Below are 24,141 nucleotides of genomic sequence, written 5' to 3'. Positions count from 1 at the left end.
AAAGCCTATCTTTTTACAAGATAGGCTTGAGGAAAACTTGGCAGCGTCCTACTCTTCCACACTCTTGTGTGCAGTACCATCGGCGATGAAGGACTTAACTTCTGAGTTCGGAATGGGATCAGGTGTACCCCCTTCTCTATTGCCACCAAGAAAATTTGTTTAGTAAATCAACAAAAGACTCACTTAGAATAAATGACGCTTGAAGATACTCATTCTACAGAATGAAAAATCGCTTTTTGCGAAAACTTAAACCACTTATTCAGCCTTCTCGGCCAAATGCAATGAAAAAGTGGTCAAGCCGATGGACTAATTAGTATTGGTTAGCTGAACATATTACTATGCTTACACCCCCAACCTATCAACCATGTTGTCTTCATGGAGTCTCTAAGGGATACCTTATCTTAAGGGAGGCTTGGCGTTTAGATGCTTTCAACGCTTATCCTTTCCAGACGTAGCTACCCGGCAATGCTCTTGGCAGAACAACCGGAACACCATTGGTCTGTCCACTTCGGTCCTCTCGTACTAGAAGCAGCTCCTTTCAAGTATCCTGCGCCCACAAAGGATAGGGACCAAACTGTCTCACGACGTTTTGAACCCAACTCGCGTACCGCTTTAATTGGCGAACAGCCAAACCCTTGGGACCCTCTACAGCCCCAGGATGCGATGAGTCGACATCGAGGTGCCAAACCGCCACGTCGATATGAACTCTTGGTGGCGATAAGCCTGTTATCCCCGGAGTACCTTTTATCCGTTAAGCGACGGCGATCCCACTATCAACCGCCGGATCACTAAGTCCGACTTTCGTCTCTGTTTGACTTGTTGGTCTCACAGTCAACTTACCTTATACCTTTACGCTCTATTCGTGATTGCCAACCACGATGAAGTAAGCTTTGAACTCCTCCGTTACTTTTTAGGAGGATACCGCCCCAGTAAAACTGCCCGCCTGACAATGTCCATCTCCCAGATTCATGGGATAATGTTAGATTCTCAACCTGCCAAGACCGGTATTTCAAGGATGACTCCCGTATGCCTAACGACACACATTCATAGTCTCCCGGCTATCCTACACATGACAAGTCAAAAGCCAATATCAGGTTACAGTAAAGGTTCACGGGGTCTTTCCGTCCTATTGCGGGTAAACAGCATCTTCACTGCTACTACAATTTCACCGAGTCTCTCGTTGAGACAGCGCCCAGATCGTTACACCATTCGTGCAGGTCGGAACTTACCCGACAAGGAATTTCGCTACCTTAGGACCGTTATAGTTACGGCCGCCATTCACCAGGGCTTGGGTTCAGTGCTTCGCTCTTACGAACTAACACCTCTCTTTGACCTTTTGGCATTGGGCAGGCGTCACACCATATACTTCCCCTTAACCGGGTTTGCATAGTGCTGTGTTTTTGGTAAACAGTCGCCTGGGCCATTTCTCTGCGGCCATCTATTGCTCATACAGCTTGCATAATCACAATAAATGGCTCCCCTTCTCCCGAAGTTACGGGGATAATTTGCCGAGTTCCTTAACGAGAGTTCTCTCGCGCGCCTGAGAATATTCATCTCACCTACCTGTGTCGGTTTTGGTACGGTCACCATCAACGACTAGAGATTATTTCTTGTGAGCATTGCGCTACACCATCAGTTCCTCCGAAGATTCCCCTTGATTACGACCTAGTATTTTGCTAGTGGATTTGCCTGCTAGCCAACCTCATCGTACTACGGACACTTCCAATCGTCCGCGTGCTTAACTTACTCCGTCATCCCATCGTCATAGTTTTAGGTGGTACAGGAATATTTAACCTGTTTCCCATCGCCTACGCGTTTCCGCCTTGACTTAGGAGCCGACTAACCCAGGGAAGACGAGCTTTACCCTGGAAACCTTAGGTTTACGGCGAGGAGGATTTTCACCTCCTTTATCGTTTACTTATGCCATGGATAATCACTAGTATACACTCCAGTACTCCTTACGGTATACCTTCAACGCAGTATACTACGCTCTCCTACCGCACCTATTTAAAAAATAGGCACCCGTGATTTCGGCTCTATGCTTAGCCCCGTTAATTTTCGGCGCAAAGTTTCTTGATTGGTGAGCTGTTACGCACTCTTTAAATGATTGCTGCCTCTAAGCCAACATTCCAACTGTCTTTGAAACTTCACTTCCTTACTCACTTAGCATAGAATTAGGGGCCTTAATCGACGATCTGGGCTGTTCCCCTCTTGACAATGAAGCTTATCCCCCACTGTCTATCTCCCGGAAATGTCTTTGGTATTCGGAGTTTGGTTTTCGTTGGTAGCCCGGTAGGGCCCCTCTAAAATCCAGTGCTCTACCCCCAAAGGTTTATATCCGAGGCTAACCCTAAAGTTATTTCGGAGAGAACAAGATATTTCCAAGTTTGATTGGCCTTTCACCCCTATCCACAGCTCATCCAAAGATTTTTCAACATCAACTGGTTCGGCCCTCCACAAAGTGTTACCTTTGCTTCAGCCTGGCCATGGATAGATCACTTGGTTTCGTGTCTACGTCACACGACTAAATCGCCCTGTTAAGACTTGCTTTCGCTTCGGCTCCAGAACGTAATCCTTTAACCTTGCCATGTAACGTAACTCCCTGGCTCATCATACAAAAGGCACGCCGTCAGCCATTTTCTTAAAAAGAACATAGGCCTTCGACCGTTTATAAGCTGCTGGTTTCAGATTCTATTTCACTCCCCTAACAGGGGTTCTTTTCACCTTTCCTTCACAGTACTGGTTCACTATCGGTCATCAACTAGTATTTAGCCTTGGAGGGTGGTCCCCCCAGATTCAAACCGGGTTTCCCGTGTCCGGCCCTACTCAGGTGCCAATCCTGTTAAGTCATTCTTTCGTCTACGGGACTATCACCCTGTGTCGTCTAGTTTTCCAAAAATGTTCGACTAGAATTTCTTAATCCTTTAATTGGTCCTACAACCCTAAAGTCTTAAACTTTAGTTTAGGCTATTCCCTTTTCGCTCGCCGCTACTAAGGGAATCTCATTTTGATGTCTTTTCCTCTGCTTACTAAGATGTTTCAGTTCAGCAGGTATTGCTTTTCTTACCTATGGATTTAGTAAGAAATGATGAGAGATTAATCCCATCGGGTTGCCCCATTCGGAGACCTTCGGATCGATGCTTTTTTCCAGCTCCCCGGAGAATATCGCAGGTAGTCGCGTCCTTCATCGCCTGTTGATGCCAAGGCATCCACCAGCAGCTCTTAATAGCTTGACCACAAAAATTTTGTGCAAATTGCTAAGATTTTAATTTTTCAACGTATATATGATATATTCTTCAAGCGCCACTTATTCTAAGTGAAATTGTTTATTTGCTTGAATTACTAAACTATCCAGAAACACTTCACAGCAAAAAAGAGACAAAATACAGACTGACTCTCAACCTAGACGATCGGAAAACCGATCTATCTTGTCCTTAAAAGGAGGTGATCCAGCCCCACCTTCCGGTAGGGCTACCTTGTTACGACTTCATCCCAGTTATCAGCCTCACCTTAGGCGCCTCTCTCCTTACGGTTAAGTCGGCGACTTCGGGCAAAACCAACTTCCATGATGTGACGGGCGGTGTGTACAAGGCCCGGGAACGTATTCACGGCACTGTGGCTGACGCGCCATTACTAGCAATTCCGACTTCATGTAGTCGAGTTGCAGACTACAATCCGAACTGAGACCGGCTTTGGGGATTTGCTCCACCTCACGGTTTTGCTGCCTTCTGTACCGGCCATTGTAGCACGTGTGTCGCCCCAGACATAAGGGCCATGCTGACTTGACCTCATCCTCACCTTCCTCCTGGTTAACCCAGGCAGTCTCACTAGAGTTCCCACCTTAACGTGCTGGCAACTAGTGATAAGGGTTGCGCTCGTTGCGGGACTTAACCCAACACCTCACGGCACGAGCTGACGACAGCCATGCAGCACCTGTATTCCTGTCCTTGCGGAGGACAACATCTCTGTTGCTTTCAAGAATATGTCAAGTCTGGGTAAGGTTCTTCGCGTTGCATCGAATTAAACCACATGCTCCACTGCTTGTGCGGGCCCCCGTCAATTCTTTTGAGTTTTACCCTTGCGAGCGTACTCCTCAGGCGGTACACTTATTGCGTTAGCTTCGACACAGCTGGGGTTGAGACCAGCTACATCAAGTGTACATCGTTTACAGCAAGGACTACCAGGGTATCTAATCCTGTTTGCTACCCTTGCTTTCGCGCCTGAGCGTCAGGTCTAAACTAGAAAAGCGCCTTCGCCACTGGTGTTCCTCCACATATCTACGCATTTCACCGCTACACATGGAATTCCCTTTTCTCCGTCCATCCTCTAGAATAGTAGTTTTAGATGCAGAATCGAGGTTGAGCCTCGAGCTTTTACATCTAACTTACTAATCCGCCTACGCGCTCTTTACGCCCAATAAATCCGATTAACGCTTGCACCCTCCGTATTACCGCAGCTGCTGGCACGGAGTTAGCCGGTGCTTCTTTACTAGATACCATCAAATTAACTAGATATTAGCTAGTTTCTCTTTTTCTCTAGCGAAAGTACTTTACAACCCGAAAGCCTTCATCATACACACGGCGTCGCTTCGTCAGGCTTGCGCCCATTGCGAAAGATTCTCGACTGCAGCCTCCCGTAAGAGTCTGGGCAGTGTCTCAGTCCCAGTGTTGGCGGTCGATCTCTCAATCCGCCTAGACGTCATCACCTTGGTGAGCCATTACCTCACCAACAAGTTGATATCCCATAAGCTCCTCAACAACCACGAGGTCCGAAGATCCCCCGCTTTAATCAATTTTAGATGCCTAAAATGACCACATCCGGTATTAGCGACCGTTTCCAGTCGTTATTCCAGAGTTGTAGGTAGATTACCTATGTATTACTAACCCTTCCGCCACTAAATAGAGATCGAAACCTCTAATTCGTGCGACTTGCATGCCTCATCCACGCCGTCAGCGTTCAATCTGAACCAAGATCAAATTCTCAAATAAAAAATAAATTTAAAATTAACGGAAACCAAGCTTAAGCTTGATTTTCATAAGTCTTTCCAACCATAAAGATTGGATCTGCATTTTGTCTCATTTTTGCTGTCAAGTGATATATTGCTGTTTTTTAGCATCCATCGCTTAATAACGATGGTATTCTCATTGCCTTTTTTGAAGGTCTCTTTAATGAGAAGACAATACGATACTCAAATCTCTTTTTTTTCAGCAATTTAATTTTTTCACAAAAAAAAATATCTTCGATATCTTTTATTCAACTTGATTCTAGATTACGACTTGCCTTAGCCTAATTGACCCAGAGAAATTGACTTTTTATCTTAGATTTCACAAAATGCTTCCATAGATGGCGGTCGTAGCTCAGTTGGTTAGAGCGTCGGATTGTGGTTCCGAAGGTCGCGGGTTCGAGACCCGTCGATCGCCCTCACTTTTCCTATTGTCATTGAAGTATTTTATATCCATCTCTATTCCTTATCCTTGATTTTCAATCATGTTTTATCCCCTAATCTTAAAACATTATCGAGACTAAAAAACAAAAGAGCGATTCCATAAATTTTAAGAGGTTGATATAAAAGGAAAGATATGAAAAATGAAAAAAAATCCTCTCGTAAACCACCTCATCTTGAATATTTCTATTCCACTCAAGGTTTTTTCTTACTGATATTTTCTCTTTTGCTTGCTTTGAGTCTTTTGAGCTATCATGATCGAGACTCAACCAAGAACTGGCTGGGTCTTTTGGGCCATATTATGGGATGGTGTGCGAATTATCTCTTTGGTCTTGCGAGTTTACTTATTCCTTTTTTTTGCGGATGGTTTGGTTGGAAGATGACGAGAAAACAACCTATCAGACATCCAAGATATAAACTCTGTTATTTTTTTCTTTTGCTTATTGCTACAGCGACTCTTTTAGCACAACTTGCTTATTCTCATCCATGGATGGCGTCTATTTTTCAAAGGTGGATTTACTCCGATTACTATCCACATGGAGCTTTTTACGATTCAGAAAGGTATTGTCATTATCTTGGAGGAGTACCTTTTCATCATATCTATTCGGAAACAGCTGTGAATTTGAAAAATATATTTGGAGGCTTTGGCACCTTTATTCTCTCTTGCTTACTGTGTTTTTCTGCGACTATACTGCTTATTGAAATGCCCATCTCTTATTTGGCTAGAATCATAAAAAGACTCTATAGGAGATCTATTTCTTTCTGGCACTTCCAATTCAAAAAACCCTTAAAGCCTGCGCGGGTGAATTTACAACAGACCAATAAACCGGTCCTTATTCGTGATGATCCATTGAAACGAGAAACTTGTATTAGACTTCCCGAAAAGTCTAACAATACCTCCTCTCACCTTCCCTCTTTAGCTAAACAAGAAGTGTCCTCAAAGAACTATCTTCTACCTCCTTCTTCCCTTCTCACAGAGATTTCTCCTATCGATTCTTCTTCTCTTAAAAACGATTTAAAAAGACAGGCTGAGATTTTAGAAGAGACGCTTTTAAGTTTTGGGATTGAAGCCAAAGTAGGGGATATTCATTGTGGACCTACTGTTGCCTCTTTTGAAGTTCATCCAGCAGTTGGTGTCAAAGTCCAAAAAATTAAAACTCTTGAGAATGACATTGCACTCAATATGGAAGCAAAATCCATTCGAATTATTGCTCCCATTCCTGGAAAAGCTGCTGTAGGGATTGAAATTCCTAGTCCAAAACCTCAGGAAGTTAGTTTTCGTGAATTACTTGAAAATTATCAAAGAAGTCATAAAAAAGCCCATATTCCTCTTTTACTTGGGAAAATTGTCAATGGGAATGATATTTGGACAGATCTCACCAAAATGCCCCATTTAATTATTGCCGGGGCAACGGGTTCAGGTAAATCTGTCTGCATTAATACGATTGTCATGTCACTGGTAATGAATGCTCATCCTAATGAAATTAAGATTGTGATGATCGATCCAAAAAAAGTTGAATTGACAGCCTATACCCATCTTCCTCATATGCTTGCTCCGGTCATTACTGAGCCGAGAGGATCGGCTGCTGCCCTCAATTGGCTTGTCAAAGAGATGGAAAGACGTTACGAAATTTTTCGTCAATTGGGAATACGTAATATTCATGGCTTCAATACACGAAAAATTCATCGACAGCTAGAAGATTCTCTAGATCTAGATATTCCTGATCAGCTTCCCTATATCGTTGTGATTATTGATGAGTTAGCTGATCTAATGATGGTTTCTTCTAGTGATATCGAAACACCCATTGCTCGTATTGCTCAAATGGCTCGGGCAGTTGGGATTCATATGATTCTTGCTACACAACGCCCCTCACGAGAAGTAATCACTGGTTTGATCAAAGCCAATTTTCCCTGTCGTATTGCCTTCAAAGTTTCTAGTCGCATTAACAGTCAGATTATTATCGATGAAAATGGGGCTGAATCACTTTTAGGGAATGGAGATTTGCTCTTTTTACCTCCAGGTACTTCAAACTTATTGCGTGCTCAAGGAGCATTTATACGAGACGAGGATATTAACACTATTATTCACTATATTTGTTCTCAAGCTTCAACTAATTACCTGATCCCCTCATTTGAAACATACCAACAATCTTCAATAGAAGAGGGAGATGATGTTTATCAACCTACTCCTTTGTATGAAGAAGCAAAAGCTCTTATCTTTGAGACAGGAAATGCTTCAACAACTTTCTTACAAAGAAAGCTCAAAATCGGTTATGCACGTGCTGCTGGTTTGATGGATGAACTCCAAGCAAAAGGAGTGATTGGACCATCAGAAGGAGCGAAACCACGCAAAATTTACTATCCAAAACAGGAAGCTTAAAATCACATGGAAGGTTATTGTCCTCTTGCTTCGGGATCAAAAGGCAACTCTCTCTACTTTGGAACAAAAAAAACAAAAATTCTTATTGACGCAGGAATTAGTGGGCGAGCCACTCAGCATAGGCTCTCGGAAATTGGAGTAGATCTTAAGGAAATTCAAGCAATTTTAATCTCTCATGAACATACTGACCATATTGCAGGACTTAAAACACTTGCTTTACGCCATAAAATCCCTATTTTAGCAAATACTGAGACAGCGAAAGGCATTTATGGAATATTACGTGAATGTCCTCAATTCAAAATTTTTACTACAGGAGAAACTTTTACCTTTGGAGACATTGAAATCCATCCTTTTAGTATCCAACACGACACTACTGATCCCGTTGGGTTTACATTAAAAGTTGATGGATATAAAGTGGGTATTTGCACAGATTTAGGCTACCCAACAACTTTGGTAAAGTTACATTTAAAACATTGCGATTCTCTCGTGATAGAGTCTAACCATGAACCCTCCATGGTACATGCTTGTCCACGACCCATCTCTTATAAACAACGCGTTCTAGGACGCAGTGGTCATCTTTCGAATGAGGCCTGTGCAGAACTCTTATCTGAAATCTACCACGATAATCTAAAGCATATCCATCTAGCTCACCTCTCTCAAGAATGCAATGTCCCTGAAGTCGCAATAAAAAAGGTAAAAGACAACATTGGAACATCTTGTCCTATTACAATAGCTCCACAAGATCATCTCGGACAAGGTGTCTTCTTTTGACTCTAAAAATTTCTTCTAAAGAAAGCTCTAAAATAAAAGAATACTCTATCCAAGAATTTGAAGAGTTTTTTGGATTGACCTATCTAAAACAACTCACCTTTTCTGACTGGAGAACTGAGCAGTCGATACGCAAAAAATGCAGATCTGCTGAAAAAAAAAGAAAAATTCATCCATTCTCTCGATGGCTTGGAACTTATCATTTTAAAGAGCTCACTCAACACATGATTCCCCCCGTAGCGATTCAATGGATCAATGAAGAGATCGGCTATGGGCTTTTTTCTACAAAACCCTTTAAACAATGGCAATACATTGGTGAATACACTGGAGTTTTACGACGACGTTCTCTGTTTTTCCCTAATACGAATCGCTATTGTTTTATGTATCCACGCGAGTGGATCTCAACCCATGCCTATACGATTGATAGTAAAAAACAAGGCAATTATACTCGTTTTATTAATCATGATGATTCACCTAACTGTGAATCCATTGCAGTTTATTGCCAAGGTTTATTCCACATCTTATTACGCACCATAAAAACTATCTCATCAGGTGAAGAGTTAACCTATGATTATGGAAACGGATATTGGAGAAACCGTAAAAAATTTCAAGGAAAGAGATTGTAAGAAACTCTATGTCTTTTTAATAGATCTCTTATTGGAAAAAAGATAACACGTTTTTTAAACACTTTATTTATGATTGTGAATTTAATTTTTCATTATAATCACAGGGAGATAGAAAAGAAACAAACCATCTTTAAAATCTCGAGGATTACAGCGATCTGTATTCAAATGCTATCTATTTTAGCAACCATCACTCTATCTTTGAAGGGAGTTGGAACTATGGGAATGATAGCTTCTTCAATGGGAATCGTGGCCTCTGAATTGATCATTGGATTGTATCTATCTTGCAAGAAAAAAACATGGCATTCTCCCCTCTTGTCTAAAAAAACACCAACTTCTTTTAAAGATACCATAGAGAGGTTGAGTCAAGAAAAAATGCATCAAGAGATCCACGGTGTCTACGTGCTATCCAATGAGTCTGGAATAAAAAATACCATTCAATTTATAGAAAAGGAACCTCCTCCTCCGACTAATCAACTCTCTTGTCATGTTGGATTGAGTGGATTACATAATTTTGATATTATCGCTGCTCGTCGATCTCATCATGCAGTCATCATTGATTTTAATTCATTTAATAAGAAATTTATTAATGAATGTTTAAAAATTTTAAATAAATCTAATACGAATGAAGATTTCGTAAAAAAAATTTGCAAACATATGGAGCTAGACCCTAAAAGATATAATCATTATCAAGGTGATTCATCTCCAATATGTAGAATGAAAGCTGAAATAGACCGACCTTCTAGCTGGCTTTGGAAAGAAGATCAGACAGGGAAATTTGAGTATATTAAAACATTAGCAAGAGAAGAAAAAATTGTTCCAATTACTGGAGACTTTCGTCAATTAGAAACTTGTAAAGATTTAGTCAAAAATCTCAACAAATTCAATTGTCCTATCGATACACTTTATCTTTCTAATCTTCATTCTTATCTTTCGAATGATGAATTTGATACGATGTTAGCTATCCTTAGATCTTCTGTACCTCTTGTGATCCACTGTACTCCTCCAAAGGAGTGTACATGTAAACATGGTTGTCAGTGTGCTAAGGTACAACACATTTACAGATGATAGAAAGGAATTCCTAAAAAAACAGAAGACGATAAATTTTTAGTCGTCTACCCTTCTTTTTTAAAAAAATTATCTTCCCTAACGATTTTTAAATATTCTGCTTTTCTATTTGATCAACTAGAAAAAAGCCATAACTTTCATGAATCACTTCTTTTGAAAGACCTACAATCCCAATTAGGTTTAAGACGAGCATCGCAGAGAGAACAATATCTGCTAAAATCCAGACAAAATCGACACGTAAAAATGCCCCAACTGGGACTAATATCACATAGAGAAGTTGGAAAGGACGAACAAACTTCTGTCCGATTAAAAATTCCACTCCTCTCTCCATGCATTTTGCCCAAGCAAGTGCTGTTGTGTAACCAAATAGAACAAGTGAGGCCATTACAATGAAAGGACCAGAAGATCCAATCCCCTCTTTAAAAGCTGCTGCCACCATATTCGTGCTTTGTAAACCTGTCTGGAAAGCACCTGTCACGATTAAAACCAGTCCAGTCACTGTACAAACAATCATGACTACAAACGGAGCTGTCAATGCAACAATACCATCTACCACAGGATGGTGAGTTTTTGCATTAGCTTGCAAGATGGGAGCAATCCCCGTTCCTAAATCTGTCGCAAAAATTGCACGATGAAACCCAGTTGATAGTGCTGTCATAAAAGCAAATCCAAAAGTACCCCCTACAACAGAATCTCCATTCCAAGCTGCTTTAAACATATTACAAATGGCAAAAAATGTTTTTTCTGGATAGTTCCCTAGAATAAAAGTCGCCGTGCCTAAATAGATCAAACCCATGATAGGAACAATAGATGATGAGACTTTTGCCACATGGCTTCTCCCTTGAAAAATCACTAAACCAATGAAAAATGTCATGAATAGACTAATCGTCCCAGGCTCAATCCCAATAGATTGTAAAGGTAAAACGAGAGAATTCATCTGAACAAAATTTCCAACTGTAAAGGCTCCAATAATCAAAAAAATTGAAAATATAGATGCGACTGACTTGATTCTTAGCCCTTCGCTAAGATAATACATCGGCCCTCCTACAAACTCTCCTTTGGGATTTTTAGATCGATACTTGACTCCCAATAAACAATTCGCATATTGAATAATAGAGCCTAGAAAAGTCATGACCCACATCCATACCAAAGCCCCTATGCCTCCTGTGGAAAGAGCAATGGCCATACCAGATATGTTTCCTGTACCAAAATTTCCTGCTAATACTGAAGCGATTGCCTGATAGTGAGAGATCTCCCCCTCCATCCTTGAATCTTTTTTCTTAAAGAGATAGGAAAATCCCATTTTCAATTTAGTTAACTGTAGGCATTTAAGACGAAAAGTAAAATATAGCCCGGTCAGTAGAATCAAAGGCAATACAAAATAAGCCGTAATTAATTCGTTAAAATGTGCTAACAAAATACTGATTTGAACTCCATATATTAATTTTAAATTATTTTAAAGATTTTTAACTTAAATTACAATGTAGGATTTAAAAAAAAACAGTAATCAAAAAACAATGTTTTTATTCAAAAATCATTTATTTAAATAGAGAAAAAATCTTTATCTAAATAAAAAAAATATTTTCACTCTCTCGATAAAGAGACTTTTTGGTTTGAAGCGAAAAATTAAGAACTAAAACTACTTATATATAACTAAAGCGACTTTTAGCAAAGGGTTTCATTGTCTATTGCAGCACGAAAAATAATTAATATCTGCATTCACCATACCGGTCACAATTCCCTTGGCGTGGAATCTCTTCCAGAAGAATTTTAATTAATTGATCCCAATTCTGTTCATGAATTGGCTCCAAAATTTTATGTGGATGGATTGCTACTATACTAGCAAAATGATAGACGTACTCATCTTTTAAATTCCCAATATTTGCTTCAGTATCTAGGCAATCCTTCACTCCATTGATAAAATGGTGCCAAATCCATCCACGACCAAAGATATTGCGAATTCCTACTTTTAATTCTTCATCAGTAAACACTGTCATAAGAAAGCGTAAAGGATGAATATGGTCTATTCGATTGCCAGCAGCTTCTAAATCTGTTTTCATAAATGCAATCGCAATCAGAGATTGATTTGCTAGAGAATTTACGATATAATGAATGTCACTCCATTCTTCTAAAGTGACAGCAGAGCTATAGTCCCTTGGAGAACCAAGATAGTTGCCGTGTTCTTCTGTTTTCATCTTCCAAAACTCTGATTCTGATGAAAGCATGAAAAAATAAGCCTCTTTTGTTAAAGAAGTTATTCTAGCTTGGATCTCTGCTAAGCTTTCAGAAGGATCAAATTCGAATAGGAAAGTCTTTCCATCTCGAGTATTCACAACCATTTCATTCGCATATGTTGAACCCAATACAATTATCAAAATCAGTATCCATTTCTCTAATCGCATTCTTATCACCTCATTTAGAATATTAAAAAAATAATAAGATCCCAAAATAGAGGCTTAAAAAAAATAATCTCAAGAATAAAGTGAGATAGACTAGACTGAAAAATCTATGAAAATCTTCCTTCTGATTTTGACCCTAGTAATGTATCAGCAAACTTGCCAAAGTCATGTACGAGCTTACATAGGGGAAGAAAGTTACTATTTATGGCGTTTTCGCGATAATGGAACTAAACAAGAAGGATTGCTCAATGGAATAAAAATTAAAATTGATTATTTAAAACAAGAGTGCTGGTACTTTGGAACAGAATATTTGTATGCAGTGGGTCCTTTGAAAGGAAAAACAGGAAAAACTCACCCTCTCCTATCTACATTAACTGATCAAATCTTTGAAGCAAGATTTGGATATAGGCTTCAGCAAAACACCGCGAGGTCTCCTTTTATTACTCCTTTCGTTGGCTGGGGATATTTCAAAGAGATCAACAACTTTCACCCCCCTTCACTACTCACTTGGAGATTTACAGATGCATTTAATTTCATTACTGTAGGTTTCTTGTCTGGCACACATTTTTCTTCTTCGCTGACCATGGGAATTGATTTTAAGGTCAGATTTATGGAAAATGCAAAATCCAAAATAACTAATGATCCACTTTATGGGGAAACAGTCCTCGCGATAGGAGATGAAACTCTCTACCTTTTGGAAATTCCTTTTACCATTATGCCTAGTCCTTTATACAAGTTTAGTGGGCAAATTGTGCCGCTTTATGGGTTTCGCCATTTTGGAGAAAGAGAGGGTTATCCCTTTAACTTCAAAAACACAAAGTTTCATCTAATTGGATTACAAATCTTATTAAAACATCAATTTTAAAAAAGGTATGGAACGCTTTTATTCACGTCTAAGCTATAGTTTAGGAAATGAAGATTGGATCACTGAGAAAAAAGCACTGAAAATTCAGTCAAGTGATCAAATTATCTGCATTACTGCAAGTGGTGACCGTCCTCTTAATCTCTTATCAACAGAGGTAGGGAATATCCTATCTATTGATACCAATCCCATACAAAATGCTCTTTTTGATTTGAAACGCGCTGCGATTAAAAATCTTAACTATTCAGATTATATTTCTTTTCTCGGTCTTGAAACTCAATCTCCATCCAATCGTCTGGAAATCTATTCCCAGATTAAAGATGACCTTTCTCCTCATTCAGCAAGATTTTGGAATCATCAAAAACAAAAAATTTCAAAAGGTGTCTTGTATCAAGGATTAATGGAGAAGCGACTAAGAATGATCTCAAAGATACTACGCTTAATGAGTAGGAAAAAGATTGATAAACTATTCTCTTTTGATGACCTAGATGAACAAAAAGCCTACCTAAAAACCTTCTGGAATCACCGTTTATGGAAGCGAGTGATGCGATTAATTCTATCTCCATCGATGGCTCGTCTCTTTTTTAATGACCCTGGTCTCTATGCTTATGTTGATAAAAATATCAATATTGGGATTCATCTCTATACAAAATTTTATGACTCCTTAAATCGCTTTTTAGTGAAAGAAAGCCTTCTCCTCTCTTTGCTTTTTAAGGGAGATATCCATAAAGAGATGCTGCCCCCTTATCTGAATAAAATGGATTTTGAAAAAATTAAATCTCAAATCAATAAAATTGCTTTTGAAACAAAAGACATAAATTTTTTTTTAGACAAGACAGAAGAGAGCTCCATTGATTGCTTCTCCTGTTCTGACATTGCTTCTTATATCAAGAAGGAGAATTTTGACTCTATGATGAGAGGGATTCTCCGTACCTCAAAACCAAGAGGGCGTTTTTGCATCCGACAATTTCTCTCAAATTATCAAATTCCTTTAGATATTGCTTCTCATTTTGAAAGAGATTCTTTGCTGGAACAACAATTAGAAAAAGAAGATCGATGTTTTGTCTATCGATTTATCTGTGGAACGGTCAAAAAGTAAAAAAAGAGAAATAATTCAAAAAGCTAGTATCAATCGCTCTACAAATTTTTAAGAAAATCTAGTTTTAAATGTTTATGGCAGAAAATTCACATAACCTGTTTCAAAATCATAATAAGCTCCGCAGATGGTTAACTGATTCACCAAACGCCTCTCAATCAAAAGACGATCTCTCACAATTTTTAATTGAGCATCTACATTTGCAATCACAGCGGCTTTTATAGTGTTTTTTTTCCCTTCAACTGCCTGAGAAATATAAGCTCCTATTTTTTCTAAATGTTGTCCTGTAGCCCCCTCAATTACAGATTGGACTGCACCACAATTTTGATGTCCCATCACTACAATCAAAGAAATATCGAATTGATGAACTGCAAAATCAAGACTTTCTATCGCAGTGGCACTGGCGATATTTCCTGCAAGACGGACAACAAAAAGATCTCCAATTCCCTGATCGAATAAAATTTCAACTGGGATACGTGAGTCAGAGCAAGTCAAAACAGCACAGAAAGGATTTTGCTCTAAAATCTGACTCTTACGATAGGCAATATTTTGACGAGGATTAGATGGCTGTTCGTTAACAAAACGCGCGTTTCCTGCTTTTAAAAGGTCAAGAGCGTGATTAGCATCCATCATCATCCAAAAAGAATTACCACAGCTGATTATTTCTGTCCGTCCCTTAAGATTTTATTAAATGCCAGTTTTTGATTAAACCTTTTCCTTGCGAGAATTCGCAATTTTATCCATAAAAAAGCTAGTATGTAAATCCTTCATCAATCTTTGTGATTGATAAGAGTCATGTATCAACAAACTTGTATTTAGCCATGAGAAGAACATTTATCACCCAAGAACAATTACCTTTAGTCATAGAGCCCAAAACACAGGTTACATTCGATGATTTTTTAAAATGGTTAAATGATGATCATGAAAACATCCATCGCGACCTCCTGAAATATGGAGGAGTCCTTTTTCGCAACTTCCCCATTCATGGAGCTGACCAATTCAATCTTGTCATTGACAAATTAGGTTTAGGAAAGCCAATTAAATATATAGGAGGAGATACTCCTCGTAATAAAATCCAAGGCAAGATCTATACCTCTACAGAAGCTCCTCCTTCCCTCAAAATTCCTCTTCATAACGAAATGAGTTATATCAAAAATTATCCTAGTCATATCTACTTTCATTGTATGACTCCTTCTAAAATAGGAGGCGAAACCATTATTGGAGATGCACGTGCAATTTATCGTGCTATCGACCCCAAAGTGCGTATCCAGTTTGAAGAAAAAAAGCTTAAATATATTTCGAATTTCTATGGTACAAGCTGGCTTCTCGATACGATTAATTATTTCCAAAAAGCCCATAAAACTTGGATGGATGCCTTCGAAACGGAGAGTAAAGAAGAAGTGATCCGCTTATGCAAAGAAAATGATTTTGGATATCGATGGAATAAAAAAAATTGGCTACAAGTCAGCTACAACCGTCCTGCCATAATAGAACATAGAGAATCTGGAGAAAAAATCTGGTTTAATCAAGCGCATCTTTATGATTACAATCCTCGCCTAATTGGGTGGTTTAATTGGTTTGCAACAAGGATTGTCTATGCGAAAAAAAATACCATCATGCACGAAATGTATTATGGAGATAATACACCTATTCCAAGACATGATCTTTATCATATTATGGATATTTTAGATAACAAGACCGTCTATTTTCGCTGGAAGAAAGGAGATGTGATGGTTTTAGATAATCTCCTCACTATGCATGGACGAAATTCCTATAAAGGTAACAGGCGTATCTTAGTTGCTCTTACTAAAAAAAACTTAGCGTAGTTTAAATAAAAAAACTTCATGACTCTATTCAAATTCTGATCTTTCTCAAAGAACACAAATTGAGATCATCTAATAAATCGGTCGCTTTAAAAAGCAAGGATAAGGCAAAATCTTGTTTTGCTTTTAAAAAGTACCATGAGTTTCATTCAATCATCAGCTCCTCCTTCTTATCGAGTCCAAGATCCACTGCCTCAAAAATCTAGTAAAATGCCTTTAAAGGGATTTATCATTTTTCTTATTTTTACAAGCGCTATATCCATGATCATAGGGTTCTTCGCCCTAATGGCTTCTAAGGGATTGATGCAAACAGCCCTTGGGCTGAATGCATTCACCCATTTGGGTCAAATTGGTTTGTTAAATAGCTCTCTTATGTTGTCTGGAAGCACGATCCTTTTCATTATGAGCTTATCTGGTTGGGGATACCTTCATCATAAAATTAGAGAATCTTAAAGGGGTTTAAATAAAAATAAAGAGCCATTCTTAAACATAAACCCTCTTCTTAAAATGACCAATCAGCAAAGAAAAATCCTATCTCCATTTGAAAAATAGAGCACTTAAGCTCTCATATATCTCAACAATTTGTATCCTGCATAAGTAACAACTATAGCAGCAGTTATGCCAAACGCAAATTTAAAAATTGAGTTCCCACTTTGTTGCACATCCTGATTTTGTTGCGAATCTTCAATTTTTCCCGGACATAATTCCTTAGCTTTGATGAAGTTTTCTAATTTTTCTGCCCAGTCAGGAGAATATCCTAATGCTTCTTTGATGAGATTCTCATCTGATTCTTGTAATTCTAGACTCTCTAAAACAGCAGAAAGAGCTTCTGAAGAATTGACTAATTGACATAGTTTATTTTTTACAAGAATATCTTCATAAGGTTTATTACCGACTTGGGCGGTTGGAATACGTGCAAGAGCAAATTGTGCAGCCATACTTGTTTGATAATACAAGACCCCATCGGCAGCCACTAAAAGATCCTCTGTCTCCGTATCTGAAATTAAAATTTTAGGAAACTTCGGATAATCTTCTTGTTTATGACGTTCTACCAAGAGATTAAGATGCCGAAAACCTAAATTGTCGCTTTTGGTATTAGGATGCGCTTGTATTAAAATAATTACATTAGATACATCCTTATCTTTATTTAGATCCAGTAGAAAACGAGCAAATGCCTGATAAGGTTCTTCACTACTCCCCCCGATATAGGCAAGGACCTTTTGCCCCTTATCTTGTATTTGATAATGTGTGAATAACTGGTTACGTGCCTGACTAGAATCTTTTTCTCTTCTCTCTTTAATCCGATTTGCTTGATCGAAAGAATAGTATCCAATACCAATGCCATCATCAAAGACTTGGTAAGTTCTCATCTTGTCTCTAGGTGTTCGCCAAAGATTACTTGTATTAAGATTTTTATTGGCAAATAAGATACTATTAGTCTCCCACAAGATTTGACTAACAGTTTCAGAATAGCCACCAGGTACATAAGGCTCAGGGTTATCATAATAAACCATACGACATATAGGTGATGATTTATCTTTAAATTTTTTCTGCAAGATAACATTAAATTGATTTCCAATATCAGTGATAACAATTCTAGCCACCTCATTGCATTTTTTCACAAGCTCTTCTGCAACTATGTCATCAGACTTCTTGCCTAGTGAAAAAGGATTGAGTTTTTCAAAACCACACCCCTCCAATGTTTTCAAAGCAGCCCCTGTTGCATGAATCTGGACAGGATAACCTCGTGTTGTTAATTCTTTAGCAAACACTTCAAAATGTTTAGCTGGATTTGTGTCACAAACAACAAAATGGACCTCTGATGGTTGAACAAACATGATACGACCTATTTTTGAAAAATTTTCTCGCAAATTCTAAATATATAATCATCTATAGTCAATAAAAAATCTTAAACATTCATCATCAAGGCGCTTTAACCTCTTCATTCCTCTAAAAGAAATGGGGGTGAGTTTTTGAAAACCTAGATAGGTATTTAACATAACTGTTTTTCGTATTCAGATGAATATTGCTGATTTAAAAGACTGTGCAACTTCACTAGCTCAATTTCTTGTCTTCCTAGAATAGATACCACAGATAGACTATTGCCTGGACTACAGTTATCTCAGAGGAGCACTTTCGATCTGTGGTTCTGAACTAAGAGAAACTCTTATTAATCGGAGTGTTCCACTGTTTTGAGAGTCAAGAGTACCTTTCGCATAAAAACCTCCAAAGGTAGGGCAACAAATTGCAACACCATATACTACCCCAGAGAATTTAAAATTTTCATTGTTTTTCATCTGAATTTGTGCCATCAGTTTGCCACAAACATTTGAAACTCTTGAATATAAATATTTAACCTAAACACCTGAAGATAAATTTGCTCAGAGCGGGACTCGAACCCGCACAGGCAAAAGCCCAAGGGATTTTAAGTCTTCCGTTTTAAAAACTGACCAACGATTCACAATACATAACAACTTATCCAACAGAAACTTCTGAAAACTTTGCAGCTGTCATTCTTTGCTATTCATTCTCATTTTTTGCCAAAAAATGTCCCATTTTTGTTCCATAAACACTTGTCATGTTTGCGAATTCGCGTCTCTGGATACACCTCATTTTGCATGCAGGAGTTCTTGTATATTTGCCCCCACAATAGCAGAAATATTGCGTGTGATCTTTTCATAGTCCCATTCCCACCACTGTATAGCAAGGAGCTGTTGAATGACTTCATCAGAAAACCTGTTTCGAATCGCCCTAGCAGGGTTGCCTCCTACAATGGTATAGGGGGACACATCCTTCGTTACCACCGCTTTCGCAGCAATAATCGCCCCATCTCCAATCTTCACAGCTGGCATGATGGTCGACTCATACCCAAACCATACATCATTTCCAACTTGCGTATCCCCTTTATTTGGAAGATCAAGATCATAATCTTCCCATTCAGGACAGCCTTCTCCCATTTTGCCAAAAATAAAAAAAGGGAATGTGGAGAAACCACTCATTTGATGATTAGCATCGCTTAAAATGAATTTTGTTCCATAAGCAAGCTGACAAAACTTACCAATAATTAGATTGCACGAACGAGCAAAAATGACATTGTCGATTTCAAAGCTTTCAGGATGGTCCCTTCCATCATAATAGGTATAATCTCCAACGCGAATATTTGGGTTCGTAATAAAATTCTTGAGGAAGACAACAGCTTTAGTCACTTTTTCAATTGGATACGGATTATCGGGAGACAACATCATGATCCTTTAGAGCGCTAATGTATAAATAATCTCCACAATTGCTTTCATATTGTTGAATAATGTGATCGATTTTTTTTGTCTCAATATCTCTTTTTAAAGCCTCTAAACCTTCTGAGACCTCTCCTTCAAATCCAGGGCGGGCAAAACTGGAAATCCCCGCTCGAATTGCTGGATCTAGATACATGGAAGGCTGAGATTTTCCTGCATGTAGAAATTGATCTTGTAAAGCATTTGTCACAAAAAATGGGGTAGAAATAACTGATTGTTTTTGCAAATAATGTCCTTATTTTTGGATATTTTATGTCAAGAGAAGGGTTCTTGATCTCTTCATATCTAAATTTTCGGTTTCGGGTTTGTGTGGCGTAGTGCCGTTGTTCTATCGCTTCGTCGTCCATTTATTGCACCCAACCAAACACCTTCTCATTCATGTTGGCAACGACTGTTTCATGGTGATTTGCAGAATGGTGAAGATCATGAAAACGGAAGTCTTCGATTGCAGCCTTTTTAAGAACTTGTTCCCAGGCGCTCCGAATATCAGCGGGCTTTTGTATCTTTTGTCCCTTTTCGGAAGGGAAAGTGTAAGAAGAGGGGCTGCTCTGCTGGTGAGCCAATCGATCCACCAAATCACACAAAGTATGTTTACGCGATTCGATATGCTTAAAATGGCGTCCTTCACGCATTGCTGCTTCCATCTGCTGAATCCAACGCTTCGCGTCGGTTTTCCTTTCAAACGTACGATTTTGTGGCGGATACCCGCAGCTGCACTTTCGCACGATAATGCGTTTTCCCATCTTTGGTAGGTCGCTCTTCAATTGTAGCCATTCTCAACTCATGCTTGTGAAAGCGAACACTCTACAAAAGCCTGGAATAATTGACAACAAGGGATTATGATCTACATTGACAGAAGATGTTTGTGTTAGCAAGGGACAAAATGGGACATTTATATATCCACTTCCCAAGTCCCCGTTTTTTTAGACCCCATTCGGCGCACTATCCCATCTTGCTTTAATTTCTGGACATTCCTCATGACTGTGCTGCGGTCTTTCCCTATGGCTTGGGCTATATCATCGTACGAAGCCTTTGCATTCCCAATTAAAAGATCTATTATTTGTTTTTGTAGAGGAGATAAAGGTGCATTTTTAGGTGCTTTTATAGGTGTATTTTGCACCTTTATTGCACCTTTATTTCTTGATTTTTTAGCATTACCTGGAGAGGAGTGCACCTTTATTCTGTGAATAATTGAGGTGAAGAGGCAGCCCTCTCTATCCTCGACAAAATCAATGTGCGACCAATGTTGAAGGGCACGGCGGATACCAGTCCCTAGCCCTCTATAAGGGAGTAAATTCTTAGCAATGAAGGATGCTAAAAACGGCACGTTGCTTTCTTTTGTATCGCCCAATTCTTACACCGTTCACCTGAACGTTTCGATTTAGCTGTGCATCTTCCCATAGTTTTGTGGCTTTTGTGGGTTTAGTTCCTCTCAATGATACATGGGGTCTTACGTAACTTTTTTATCCACTACCCCACCCGTCTTCATTTCATTTGCTATGACTGCTTTTCCCTCCCCAGATACATGAATGACCTGAATCTGCTGCTTACCCCCAGAGCGATATTTCAATAGCGTTTGCATCGTCTCATTGGCACAACGAAACAGCTTCACCGAAAGCTGAAAGAGTTCCTTCTTATGATAAAACATTTCATTGTAATTCGCATTGTGTAAGCATTGTATGCCAGAATCTTGCAAAGCAAGAAATTGCCCTAACAACAGCGCCTCTGTTTCATTTTGAGGCTCTAGAGTATGAAGCAAGGTCGTGACTTCTTTTAGGCGATGCTCATTGTCCTCTGCAGACATTGCCCAGGCAATCTTGGAAACAATGCGCTCGGCTATTTCAGGGTTCCTGCTGCCGGTCATTCCTTTAAGAGCGAGTTTCAATTTTTCAATAAATTCGGGAGAGTCTGGTTTTGTCTTATCCGACAGCTCAATCCCACATACCTCTCTGCGCCCTGTTTCAGGATTATCTCTAAACTGATACCTCAAAAAAACTTCCTCTACCTTCTCTTGAGCAGGTAAATTTTTTGATACACTCTGGGTCATATTTTCTTCTCCTTATGGTCAAAAAGGACAAAAACCACAAAAAGGCTACTTGTCCTCACAAAAAATGTATGGATTCACATAAAGAACCCGACTCGGTCTTCCCGTCTTTTTCTCCTGTTCTGCTTCGATGATGAAGTAGTTGTCTAAAAGCACTTCAATCGAGTCTTGCAGCTCCTTAGCCTTCTTAAATCGACTCTTATGTGCATATTGGCAATCCCTGAACGTAAAGCTCTCATATCGATTCGCTGCAACCCAGCGTAGAACAGCTTTGGCTCCCTCAAGTGCTGGGTCTGCCCCCATCAAGTCAAAAACAGCTTGTGCATGCTTTGATAGGTAGTGCCCTATTTTGATAGCTGCACCCATATCCTCCATGGAAATTGCTTGCATCCACGGCTTTTCAGATGCATATCTTGCGATGTGAATAAGAGCCCCTATTCTAGCAATTTGACCTGCAAGCTTGCCCGCCCAATCAGTCATGAATGCAAGGGGACCCCCCTCATCCATTTGAATCTCAATAGCACGAGAATAACCAAACCACTTTTCATATGCCTCTGGGGAAAGATTCAAGGCATATTGAGCATCACCGCTCATTTCATGCTCTAAAATCGCTTCGAGCACCCGATGATAGCCGGCTTCTACTTCTGGCAACATTGGAGATGCGTTTAAATCACGCTTCCCCAAGTTTGAACGTGGCATCGCATAAAGAAACCTTCCGAGCAACCCCCTCCCTCTAAAGGTTCGATTTTTTCCTAGCCCTTTCAAAACATCTGGTTGCGGGGTCAGTCCCATTGTCAGAATCGCCCGCTCCAGTAAATCGGGGGGTCTTCCCATCCGATTTACTCTCGCAGGACTTCCCGTGTGACTCTTTAAAAATAAATCTAAATTAGGAATGCCTGATGAATACCTACCAGCCAATATGTCAAAAATTCCAGCCTCATCGCTTAAGACAGCCATACACTCATGATTTAAGACCATGAGTGTTCCCAAATTTTCTGGTGTCACATCGCTTGTCCATAGCTGGGGAAAAGCAGGAGGTTCCTCAATCTTCTCCTCAAGAGTAAAAATTTCTTGTTGAAGTGCCTCAAAATCGCACTCTTTAGCCTTGGCAACCATATTTCGCAATTCCCTGATGCGCACCTCCAAGCTTTTATTCCTGGAGGTAATTTCTTTTATCAAGGGTTCAATTAACTTCTGCTTCTGCTTCTCATACTTCTCGATAGGTTTGATAGCAGCCGCTAAAACAGCCGATTTTCGGCTTCCAGGAGGAAGCGCAACTGCTGTCCAAAGATTCACCGGCTCACGATAGTCCGATTTGACCTGAACGACGTATTTATTGTGTGAGGCTGTCGCTAGGGCTGCCAATATAGTAAGCCCTGCTAAATCACGCGGGGTTTCTGTAGACCGAGACAATTCCCCAACAAACTTTTCAATCGCATCTGGAAAGACTCCTTCAGGGAAAGAAGGTGAATCAATTGCCCCCAAAGGAATGGGGGCTTGCCAATCATAAGAGGTTGTCATTTTCACCTCCTATGCTATCATTAGCTTTATCTGATGATTTAGAGTTTAGATGCTTGGAATTATCACCCGCTGACGGAGCGGTGCCAGCCGCTCCATCAGCCTTTTGAAGGAACTCCAATGCCCTAGCTTTTTCATCAGGTTCTAACAAATAGAATCCAGGATGACAGACCCTTCCGTCACGGTCCTTTGTTATAACCCTCCCTGTATGAATTTTCCACCCAGCCTGTCTCAGGTCATGTGTATTTTGAGCTGGGTTCAAAGCTCCTATCAACTTGAGGAGTTCGCTGACAAATACTCTATCCCGTTTGCTTAGCACTCCAAGAGGCGTTTATTTCTTGGATTCATGGTTCTTTTCTCCCTTTTCACTTTGTTGTTTGTCTATCCAATGGAAAAACGCTTGCTCATCCAGTAAAATTTTTCTCTTGCCAACTCTCTTTACAACGCAACAGAAGCCATTGTTATTGGCATCAAATATCAAATGCCTTAAAGCAGCTTGGCTAAATGCTGGGTGTTTCTGAGAAAGCTGAGGAACTGTGAGTAGATTTCTCACTGAAATACGCTCATGCAGTTCGTTTGCTATGTTTGACATCACTACCTCCTTACGGTTGAATTAGTTTTCAAACATTTACAATCCGAATTGTATGAAAAATGAAATTACAAGTATAATTTATGAACTGTTAGTTCAGATTCAATTGTATTTATATTCAAATACACAAAGATTCAGAAGAAGACAGCTAAAGAACACTGCCGAGAAAAATCGAAAAAGACATTCATTTTAGACGAAAATGACATTCGCAAAGATGTTTTTGAGAGAAAAAACA

At 39.4% G+C, this 24,141-nt stretch carries 19 protein-coding genes, 1 tRNA gene and 3 rRNA genes; 9 read left to right on the top strand and 14 right to left on the bottom strand.

Features of this window, described 5'->3' with window-relative positions:
- Positions 1-35 precede the first annotated feature (35 nt).
- The 3 genes from rrf to R3E91_04730 all read right to left on the bottom strand — a co-directional run bounded on the left by rrf (position 36) and on the right by R3E91_04730 (position 4,988).
- Positions 36-150 (bottom strand): 5S ribosomal RNA (gene rrf / locus R3E91_04740).
- Between the two features lie 139 nt (positions 151-289).
- Positions 290-3,236: ribosomal RNA gene (locus R3E91_04735) — 23S ribosomal RNA — on the bottom strand.
- Positions 3,237-3,437: 201 nt separating this feature from the next.
- Positions 3,438-4,988: ribosomal RNA gene (locus R3E91_04730) — 16S ribosomal RNA — on the bottom strand.
- Together the 16S, 23S and 5S rRNA genes form the textbook arrangement of a ribosomal RNA operon.
- A gap of 358 nt (positions 4,989-5,346) precedes the next feature.
- On the opposite strand from R3E91_04730, the gene R3E91_04725 reads away from it, so the two are divergent.
- The 5 genes from R3E91_04725 to R3E91_04705 all read left to right on the top strand — a co-directional run bounded on the left by R3E91_04725 (position 5,347) and on the right by R3E91_04705 (position 10,282).
- Positions 5,347-5,420, top strand: a tRNA-His gene (locus tag R3E91_04725).
- Between the two features lie 159 nt (positions 5,421-5,579).
- The gene (locus R3E91_04720; protein MEZ5315495.1) at positions 5,580-7,823 is read left to right on the top strand and encodes a DNA translocase FtsK 4TM domain-containing protein; all 2,244 of its coding nucleotides are present in this window, start codon (positions 5,580-5,582) and stop codon (positions 7,821-7,823) included.
- Positions 7,824-7,829: 6 nt separating this feature from the next.
- Positions 7,830-8,594 carry an MBL fold metallo-hydrolase gene (locus tag R3E91_04715; GenBank protein MEZ5315494.1) on the top strand — a complete coding sequence of 255 codons (765 nt, stop codon included), beginning with the start codon at positions 7,830-7,832 and terminating at the stop codon, positions 8,592-8,594.
- Entirely contained in the window at positions 8,591-9,217 is a 627-nt protein-coding gene (locus R3E91_04710; GenBank protein ID MEZ5315493.1) for an SET domain-containing protein-lysine N-methyltransferase, read from the top strand. The genes R3E91_04715 and R3E91_04710 overlap by 4 nt, the downstream gene beginning before the upstream one ends.
- A gap of 165 nt (positions 9,218-9,382) precedes the next feature.
- A complete protein-coding gene (locus R3E91_04705; protein ID MEZ5315492.1) occupies positions 9,383-10,282 on the top strand; it encodes a hypothetical protein in 900 nt (299 codons plus the stop codon).
- A gap of 88 nt (positions 10,283-10,370) precedes the next feature.
- Here R3E91_04705 and R3E91_04700 read toward each other — a convergent pair whose 3' ends face one another.
- Both R3E91_04700 and R3E91_04695 read right to left on the bottom strand, forming a co-directional pair.
- Positions 10,371-11,651 (bottom strand): amino acid carrier protein, encoded by a 1,281-nt coding sequence (locus R3E91_04700; GenBank protein MEZ5315491.1) that lies wholly within the window; start codon positions 11,649-11,651, stop codon positions 10,371-10,373.
- Between the two features lie 337 nt (positions 11,652-11,988).
- Complete coding sequence (locus R3E91_04695) at positions 11,989-12,684, bottom strand: hypothetical protein (GenBank protein ID MEZ5315490.1); 696 nt, start codon at positions 12,682-12,684, stop codon at positions 11,989-11,991.
- A 139-nt stretch (positions 12,685-12,823) separates the two neighbouring features.
- On the opposite strand from R3E91_04695, the gene R3E91_04690 reads away from it, so the two are divergent.
- Both R3E91_04690 and R3E91_04685 read left to right on the top strand, forming a co-directional pair.
- A complete protein-coding gene (locus R3E91_04690; GenBank protein MEZ5315489.1) occupies positions 12,824-13,546 on the top strand; it encodes a hypothetical protein in 723 nt (240 codons plus the stop codon).
- A gap of 7 nt (positions 13,547-13,553) precedes the next feature.
- Positions 13,554-14,642, top strand: coding sequence for a DUF3419 family protein (locus R3E91_04685; protein MEZ5315488.1), 1,089 nt, complete (start codon positions 13,554-13,556; stop codon positions 14,640-14,642).
- Positions 14,643-14,714: 72 nt separating this feature from the next.
- Here the strand turns inward: R3E91_04685 and R3E91_04680 are convergent, their stop codons facing one another.
- Positions 14,715-15,269: a carbonic anhydrase gene (locus R3E91_04680; GenBank protein MEZ5315487.1), complete on the bottom strand. Its 555-nt coding sequence runs from the start codon at positions 15,267-15,269 to the stop codon at positions 14,715-14,717.
- A gap of 191 nt (positions 15,270-15,460) precedes the next feature.
- On the opposite strand from R3E91_04680, the gene R3E91_04675 reads away from it, so the two are divergent.
- On the top strand, positions 15,461-16,465 hold the full coding sequence (locus R3E91_04675; protein ID MEZ5315486.1) for a TauD/TfdA family dioxygenase: 1,005 nt from the start codon (positions 15,461-15,463) through the stop codon (positions 16,463-16,465).
- A gap of 135 nt (positions 16,466-16,600) precedes the next feature.
- The gene (locus R3E91_04670) at positions 16,601-16,915 is read left to right on the top strand and encodes a hypothetical protein (protein MEZ5315485.1); all 315 of its coding nucleotides are present in this window, start codon (positions 16,601-16,603) and stop codon (positions 16,913-16,915) included.
- A 104-nt stretch (positions 16,916-17,019) separates the two neighbouring features.
- Here R3E91_04670 and R3E91_04665 read toward each other — a convergent pair whose 3' ends face one another.
- From R3E91_04665 to R3E91_04630, 8 genes are all read right to left on the bottom strand, one after another.
- The gene (locus R3E91_04665; GenBank protein ID MEZ5315484.1) at positions 17,020-18,300 is read right to left on the bottom strand and encodes a hypothetical protein; all 1,281 of its coding nucleotides are present in this window, start codon (positions 18,298-18,300) and stop codon (positions 17,020-17,022) included.
- Between the two features lie 771 nt (positions 18,301-19,071).
- The gene (locus tag R3E91_04660) at positions 19,072-19,707 is read right to left on the bottom strand and encodes a CatB-related O-acetyltransferase (GenBank protein ID MEZ5315483.1); all 636 of its coding nucleotides are present in this window, start codon (positions 19,705-19,707) and stop codon (positions 19,072-19,074) included.
- Positions 19,688-19,981, bottom strand: coding sequence for a hypothetical protein (locus R3E91_04655; GenBank protein MEZ5315482.1), 294 nt, complete (start codon positions 19,979-19,981; stop codon positions 19,688-19,690). Before R3E91_04655 ends, R3E91_04660 begins: the two co-directional genes overlap by 20 nt.
- A 121-nt stretch (positions 19,982-20,102) precedes the next feature.
- The gene (locus R3E91_04650) at positions 20,103-20,480 is read right to left on the bottom strand and encodes a hypothetical protein (protein MEZ5315481.1); all 378 of its coding nucleotides are present in this window, start codon (positions 20,478-20,480) and stop codon (positions 20,103-20,105) included.
- Positions 20,481-20,647: 167 nt separating this feature from the next.
- Positions 20,648-21,082, bottom strand: coding sequence for an Lrp/AsnC family transcriptional regulator (locus tag R3E91_04645; protein ID MEZ5315480.1), 435 nt, complete (start codon positions 21,080-21,082; stop codon positions 20,648-20,650).
- A gap of 123 nt (positions 21,083-21,205) precedes the next feature.
- Complete coding sequence (locus R3E91_04640; protein MEZ5315479.1) at positions 21,206-21,802, bottom strand: hypothetical protein; 597 nt, start codon at positions 21,800-21,802, stop codon at positions 21,206-21,208.
- 45 nt (positions 21,803-21,847) lie between these two features.
- The gene (locus R3E91_04635) at positions 21,848-23,320 is read right to left on the bottom strand and encodes a YfjI family protein (protein ID MEZ5315478.1); all 1,473 of its coding nucleotides are present in this window, start codon (positions 23,318-23,320) and stop codon (positions 21,848-21,850) included.
- A gap of 328 nt (positions 23,321-23,648) precedes the next feature.
- Positions 23,649-23,909, bottom strand: a complete 261-nt coding sequence (locus R3E91_04630; protein ID MEZ5315477.1) for a hypothetical protein — start codon at positions 23,907-23,909, stop codon at positions 23,649-23,651.
- Positions 23,910-24,141 lie beyond the last annotated feature (232 nt).

It is taken from the genome of Chlamydiales bacterium, assembly GCA_041395025.1.
In the GTDB taxonomy this organism is placed as follows: Bacteria; Chlamydiota; Chlamydiia; order Chlamydiales; family JAAKFR01; genus JAJACP01.
This window is presented reverse-complemented; position numbering and strand designations above follow the sequence as displayed.